Source organism: Burkholderia sp. Ac-20384 (genome assembly GCF_017104605.1).
Classification (GTDB): Bacteria; Pseudomonadota; Gammaproteobacteria; order Burkholderiales; family Burkholderiaceae; genus Burkholderia; species Burkholderia lata.
Genome location: NZ_JAAGPE010000446.1, coordinates 1 through 5,639, shown reverse-complemented (window position 1 = coordinate 5,639; position 5,639 = coordinate 1). Strand labels below are relative to the sequence as shown.

Genomic DNA, 5,639 nt, shown 5'->3' with positions numbered 1-5,639 from the left:
GCGCCGGCAAGGTCACGCTGGTGATGCCGAAGGTCGAGATGGGGCAAGGCGTCTATACGGCGCTGCCGATGCTGATCGCGGAAGAGCTCGAAGTGCCGCTGTCGAGCGTGACGCTCGACCATGCGCCACCGAACGAGAAGCTGTTCCTCGATCCGCTGCTCGGCGGCCAGCTTACCGGCGGCTCGACGTCGGTGCGCTATGCGTGGGAACCGCTGCGCCGTGCAGGCGCGACCGCACGTACGCTGCTGGTCACGGCGGCCGCGAAACAATGGAATGTCGATCCGGCATCCTGCCGCGCCGCGAACGGCGAAGTGCAGCATCCGCCGAGCGGCCGGCGCGCGTCGTACGGCCAGCTCGCCGACGCCGCCGCAAAGCTGCCGGTGCCGAAGGACGTCGCGCTGAAGAAGCCGGCGGATTTCAAGCTGATCGGCACGCCCGCGAAGCGGCTCGATTCGCCGGAAAAAGTCGACGGCACCGCCCAGTTCGGGCTCGACGTGCGCCTGCCCGGCATGCTGTACGCGGTGATCGTGAACAGCCCGGTGTTCGGCGGCACGGTCGCGAGCGTCGACGAGTCGGCCGCGAAGAAGATCCCCGGCGTGCGCCAGGTCGTGCGCGTCGACAACGCGGTGGCGGTGGTCGGCGATCACACGTGGGCCGCGAAGCGCGGCGCGTCGGCGCTGGTCGTGAAGTGGAATGAAGGCGCGGACGCGAAGGTGTCGATGAAGGACATCGTCGCGGATCTCGCGCAGGCCGCGGCGAACGGCAAGGGCGCGGTCGCGCGCAAGGATGGCGACGTCGGCAAGGCGTTCGCGAATGCGAAGACGCGCATCGACGCCGTCTACGAACAGCCGTTCCTCGCGCACGCGACGATGGAACCGGTGAACTGCACGGTGCACGTGCGCCGCGACGGCTGCGAGATCTGGGTCGGCACGCAGGTGCCGACGCGGGCGCGCGATACCGTGCAGCAGCTCACGGGCCTCGCGCCCGAGAAGATCGTCGTGCATAACCACCTGCTCGGCGGCGGCTTCGGCCGGCGGCTCGAGACGGACATGATCGGCCAGGCCGTGAAGGTCGGCAAACAGGTCAACGCGCCGGTGAAGGTCGTCTGGACGCGCGAGGAAGACATCCAGCACGACATGTACCGCCCGTACTACTACGACCGGATCTCGGCCGGGCTCGACGCGAACGGCAAGCCGATCGCGTGGCAGCACCGGATCGTCGGTTCGTCGATCATGGCGCGCTTCGCGCCGCCGGCGTTCCAGCACGGCGTCGATCCCGATGCGGTCGAGGTCGCGGCCGAGCTGCCGTACGACCTGCCGAACCAGCTGGTCGACTACGTGCGCCAGGAGCCGCGCCACATCCCGACCGCGTTCTGGCGCGGCGTCGGCCCGACGCGCGGCACGTTCGTGGTCGAGAGCTTCATCGACGAGCTGGCCGCGCAGACCAAGACCGACCCTGTGCAATACCGCCGCGCGCTGCTCGGCAAGACGCCGCGCGCGCTCAACGTGCTCGACGTCGCGACGAAGGCGGCCGGCTGGGGCGGCCCGGCGCTGCCGACGGGGCAAGGGCGCGGGGTCTCGGTGATGCACGCGTTCGGCAGCTTCTTCTCGATCGTCGTCGATGTCGCGGTGGATAACGGCGAGGTACAGGTGAAGCGCGTCGTATGCGCGGTCGACTGCGGCATGGTCGTCAACCCGAACACGATCGAGGCGCAGGTGCAGGGCGGCATCATCTTCGGGATCACGGGCGCGCTGTATGGCGAGATCACGATCGAGGAGGGCCGCGTCGTGCAGAGCAACTTCACCGACTACCGGATGCTGCGGATCAACGAGACGCCGCCGATCGAGGTCCATCTCGTGAAAAGCGGCGAAGCGCCGGGCGGGATCGGCGAGCCCGGTACGGCCGCGACGGCCGCGGCGCTGTCGAACGCGATCTTCGCGGCGACCGGCAAGCGGCTGCGCAAGCTGCCGGTCGGCGACCAGCTGAAAACGGCTTGAGGGGAGGCGACGAACATGCAAAACCTCACCCTGAAGATGCTCGGCACGTCGTTGCTCGCCGTGTCTGCGCTGCTGGCCAGCACGGCCGCGCATGCTGAGACGGCACCGGCCGACAGCGCGCTCGTCGCGCTCGTCGCGCGCGGCGCGTATCTCGCGAAAGCGGGCGACTGCGTCGCGTGCCACACCGCGCCGCGCGGCACGCCGTTCGCCGGCGGCCTGAAGATGGTCACGCCGATGGGCGCGATCTACACGACCAACATCACGCCCGATCCGGAGACGGGCATCGGCGGCTATACGGAAGCCGAGTTCGCCGGCGCGCTGCGCAAGGGCGTCGCGAAGGACGGTCACAACCTGTATCCGGCGATGCCGTATCCGTCGTACGCGAAGCTGAAGGACGACGACGTGAAGGCGCTGTACGCATACTTCATGCACGGCGTCGAACCGGTGAGGCAGGCGAACCGGCCGTCCGACATCCCGTGGCCGCTCAACATGCGCTGGCCGCTCGCGTTGTGGAACATGGTGTTCCTCGATACGACGCCTTATGCCGACAAGCCGGCCAAGGACGTGGTGTGGAATCGCGGTGCGTATCTCGCACAGGGGCTCGGGCACTGCGGGTCGTGCCACACGCCGCGCGGCGTCGGCTTCCAGGAGAAGGCGCTCGACGAAGGCGGCGCGGCGTTCCTGTCGGGCGCGCCGATCGACAACTGGTTCGCGTCGAACCTGACCGGCGAGCCCAACACGGGGCTCGGGCGCTGGAACGAGGCCGAGGTCGCGCAGTTCCTGAAGACCGGCGCGAACCGCCATGCGACCGCGTTCGGCTCGATGGTCAGCGTGATCAACCACAGCACGCAGGCGCTCTCCGACGACGATCTGGCGGCGATTTCCCGCTACCTGAAATCGCTGCCGGCGGCGGGCGGCACGGGCGCGCCGCCGTACAGCTATGATCCGAAGGCGACGCAGGTCGTGCTGAGCCGGCCGGCAGCCGATCCGGGCGCGAAGGTGTATAACGCTTACTGCCTGCATTGCCACGGCGCGGACGGGCGCGGCTACGCGCCGCTGCTTGCGCCGCTCGCCGGCAATCCGAACGTGCTCGAAGCCGATGCCGCGTCGCTGATCAACGTGACGCTGAACGGCAGCGAGACGCTCGTGATCGATGGCGTGCCGTCCGCGTATCCGATGCCGGCGTTCTCGAACCAGTTGAACGACCGGCAGATCGCCGACGTGCTGACGTTCATGCGCGCCGGCTGGAACAACGGCGCGTCGGCCGTGCAGGCGGCGGACGTCGCGAAACTCCGCAAGGCGACGGCGGCCGCGCGCTGAGCAGTGGAGTCACGACAATATGAGCCAGCCGGCCAAGTCGAATGGAAACGACGGGGCCAGTTGGCTTATTCGGCTTGTGGAGACCTTGGGGCGTCCACGGATAGATCAAACCGGGAAGGGGCAATATTTCGGCGCCCGATCGTGAACACGTTTTACGTAGCCGACGAAGAATGCGATGAATGTCGTCAATGCGGCATCGACATTGCGCTGCGGATGGTAACGCACAGACAGGTGATGCCTCTGGAATAGATCGGCCAGACCGTCTTCGGCGATCTCCGCACGCACGAGTTGGTCCGGGAGATCGGCTGGAGCAAACCGTGCGGTCGGCAATGAAAGAGTCGATACGATCGAAATATCGAAGTCACGCTGGATCAGGTCGGAATCGCCGTCGCCAACGCGAAGCTGCACCGCAATCTCCGGATGTCGTGCGTGATAGTCAATGAGTGCAGCGGCGATAAATTCGAGGCCGAGTTGCCTGCTGCAATGCACACGCAGATTCTTGCTACGAGCGGAGTCTCGCTTATTCTCCGATCGATCACATAACGACGAGCCGGCATCCTCTTCGCGTGCCCGATGCGGGCATGTATTGAGACGTCGTCGCGGCCTTAGTGTCGTCGTATATGACGTGTCGGCAACGCGTTGTTCGAGTGGAGCGAAGGTCAGCGTGCGGGTTTTCATCCCGGCGGGGTTCAATGAAGTCGATATAGCTGCTGATTTTTCCATGCTCATCTCCATGACGATTCGGATATGAAAGCCGGAGCGATCGAACGGTTTCCGGTCTGAAGGTTTGTATTGCTGGCGGAAAGCGGCGAGCGTCAGTTCGGTGTGTTCGCGATATCGAGCGATCGTGTACCGAACGAATCGGCATGATTCGGCTGAAGCAGCATGCAAATTCCTGTGCATGCCTTGATGATGACGCCGACGCATAACATGCTGGCGAGGATCGGCGAGATCGATGCTAGATTCACCAGCGAAAACCCGACAACAACGGCGCTGGTCGCGCATACGAAGGCAAGCAGCCGGATCGCGATCACATATCGGGAAAATGCTCCCACGATCAGTGCGAGCCAGATTGCATGCGCGACGACCATTGGAGCCAGTTCGTTTTCGCTCTGCAAATAAACGGCGTCGAGTAGTGATTCAAAACAGCAGTACAGCGCGAGCGTCATGAGCAGCCCAAGTTCATAGCCGCGAAATCTGCCTTGTCTGTATTTCATTTTCCGTACCTGAGAAGAATGATGGGATAGGGGAAAGTAGCAATAAAAAATGTGACGCACTATTGTGCAGATGTCGCATCTCCTATATCCCGATGAACGGTGAGATATATACCTTGGTATAACCAAAGCGGAATGCCGCCCGCTACTGCCGGCACAATTGACGACGAGGGTTTTGCAAAAGAGAGTATTTGCTGCGAACGTATAGGAGTCGCGCGATGTCGCGCCTAATATTCACCTGGTCAGCGGACAGCACGATCAGGCTGGATGGCTGACTTGTCCACTCATTATCCTACCCAGGAAGCCAGAATGAAAAATACACTCACGTCGATCCTCGCGATTACCTGCCTCACATTTGGCATCAATGCACAGGCAGAGCGCGGCGCGGAAGCGGGTTACGTTCCGGCCACCGTAACCGATACTACGCATGTGGCGAATCCGCGGAAAGCACAGCGTGCGGCGGATCGTCGGTTGGCGCGTACGGTAAGAAACGCGCTGTCGGCGACGCCGCACCTTGTGTCGTCCGACATCACGGTGGTGGCCCGGCACGGCGTCGTGACGCTGATCGGTCAGGTCGACGATCAAGCACAGATCCAGCTCGCCGAGGCGAGTGCACGCCAGGTCGCAGGTGTTTCGTCGGTAACCAACAATCTGAATATCGCCATCGAGACCCGCAATTGAGCGTCGCTTTCTCGGTGGTTGCGGCGCGTCTCTCGGGTACGACCTCGTTGCATACGAGCTTCACGTGCGCCGCAGGGCACGGAGTCGGACGCGTATGGCGGCGACGGCGCCCAGCAGAAGTCGATGCATAACTGCGTTAGGGTATGAATGCAGGTGATGAACGCCGATCGCTTCGACGTCAAGCATAAGTAACGGAAGCGCGGACGGACGACGCGTCACGAGCTGATGCCGTGACGCGCTACCCGCCGGCATGCCAGAACGGATTCAATTCAAGACAAGTTTGGAGGGTTGCAATGAGCCACTTTAAATCGGGCGACGGTACCGAAATCTTCTACAAGGACTGGGGCCAGGGTACGCCGGTCGTTTTTTCGCACGGCTGGCCGCTAACTTCGGATGCGTGGGATGCGCAGATGCTGTTCTTCGGCCA

The 5,639-nt window shown here is 63.7% G+C and carries 5 protein-coding genes and 1 pseudogene; 4 read left to right on the top strand and 2 right to left on the bottom strand.

Annotated features, from left to right (window positions below; all coding sequences use genetic code 11):
- Both G3O00_RS39390 and G3O00_RS39385 read left to right on the top strand, forming a co-directional pair.
- A partial coding sequence (locus G3O00_RS39390) for a xanthine dehydrogenase family protein molybdopterin-binding subunit (protein WP_206146225.1) occupies positions 1 to 1,997 on the top strand: 1,997 nt, incomplete at its 5' end.
- A gap of 15 nt (positions 1,998 to 2,012) precedes the next feature.
- Complete coding sequence (locus G3O00_RS39385; RefSeq protein ID WP_206146224.1) at positions 2,013 to 3,317, top strand: cytochrome c; 1,305 nt, start codon at positions 2,013 to 2,015, stop codon at positions 3,315 to 3,317.
- A gap of 105 nt (positions 3,318 to 3,422) precedes the next feature.
- Here G3O00_RS39385 and G3O00_RS39380 read toward each other — a convergent pair whose 3' ends face one another.
- Positions 3,423 to 4,040 (bottom strand): hypothetical protein, encoded by a 618-nt coding sequence (locus G3O00_RS39380; RefSeq protein ID WP_206146223.1) that lies wholly within the window; start codon positions 4,038 to 4,040, stop codon positions 3,423 to 3,425.
- 92 nt (positions 4,041 to 4,132) lie between these two features.
- The gene (locus tag G3O00_RS39375) at positions 4,133 to 4,534 is read right to left on the bottom strand and encodes a hypothetical protein (protein ID WP_206146222.1); all 402 of its coding nucleotides are present in this window, start codon (positions 4,532 to 4,534) and stop codon (positions 4,133 to 4,135) included.
- A gap of 306 nt (positions 4,535 to 4,840) precedes the next feature.
- Here G3O00_RS39375 and G3O00_RS39370 point away from each other — a divergent pair, with 306 nt between their 5' ends.
- A complete protein-coding gene (locus G3O00_RS39370; RefSeq protein WP_206146221.1) occupies positions 4,841 to 5,212 on the top strand; it encodes a BON domain-containing protein in 372 nt (123 codons plus the stop codon).
- Between the two features lie 293 nt (positions 5,213 to 5,505).
- Positions 5,506 to 5,639: pseudogene (locus tag G3O00_RS43700) on the top strand (alpha/beta hydrolase); the annotation flags it as partial.

Coding starts and splice junctions, on each gene's coding strand:
- G3O00_RS39385 (WP_206146224.1), top strand. CDS start 2,013: ATGCAAAACCTCACCCTGAAGATGCTCGGCACGTCGTTGCTCGCCGTG.
- G3O00_RS39380 (WP_206146223.1), bottom strand. CDS start 4,040: ATGGAAAAATCAGCAGCTATATCGACTTCATTGAACCCCGCCGGGATG.
- G3O00_RS39375 (WP_206146222.1), bottom strand. CDS start 4,534: ATGAAATACAGACAAGGCAGATTTCGCGGCTATGAACTTGGGCTGCTC.
- G3O00_RS39370 (WP_206146221.1), top strand. CDS start 4,841: ATGAAAAATACACTCACGTCGATCCTCGCGATTACCTGCCTCACATTT.